At 28.3% G+C, this 706-nt stretch carries 1 protein-coding gene and 1 riboswitch; the gene reads right to left on the bottom strand.

The window, feature by feature from the left end; translation table 11 throughout:
- Nucleotides 1-266: Nramp family divalent metal transporter (locus COL3_RS15165; RefSeq protein WP_180277949.1), on the bottom strand; the 266-nt coding region annotated here is incomplete at its 3' end.
- Between the two features lie 273 nt (nt 267-539).
- Nucleotides 540-706: riboswitch (cobalamin riboswitch) on the top strand. This riboswitch is flagged as partial in the annotation.

Genomic DNA, 706 nt, shown 5'->3' with positions numbered 1-706 from the left:
CCACACATTTCAGGTAAATTATGTCCAGTTGCAATTCCTAATTTTGCAGACATACACTGCAAAAATATTGCCATTATATTACTCCATAGAATTACCCATATAAGGGTATAGTTAAAAGTAGAACCTCCGCTTATGTTTGTTGCAAAATTTCCAGGATCAATATAAGCGACGCTTACTATAAAGGCAGGTCCTAAAAATTTTAGTAATTGCCTCATTTTACTTAACATTCCTATATTTTTTCTCGTAACATTTAATTGACTTTCCATATTTGTTAATCCGCCTTTCAAATAAAAGTGTATAAATTTTTATAAGTTAGTTGAAACTAACTTTCTTTCATTAGTACAAGATATGTTATACATACTAAAAATGTTACGTAGCAGTAATATTTTTTATTTTGCTAATATAAAGTCCATAGCAGATATTATAATTCTTTAGTGTGAATTAGGATTAGTTGAAATATTTGGATTGATTTTCATGGTTAATAATGTTATGGTATAGTTAAATAATATTATTAAGAAAAATAAAATTTAATAATAAAATATGGGTTTAATCAAATTTGTATATTTAAACTTGATTAATTAAAAGGGAAGCAGGTGAGATTCCTGAACTATCCCGTAGCTGTATTAGAGTAGTTTAAGTACTTTGGATGCCACTTGGAAACAGGGAAGGCGTACTTAAATGATGATTCTTAAGTCAGAAGACCTGC

The organism is Clostridium sp. LS, assembly GCF_002760435.1.
GTDB lineage: Bacteria > Bacillota > Clostridia > Clostridiales > Clostridiaceae > Clostridium.
This window is presented reverse-complemented; position numbering and strand designations above follow the sequence as displayed.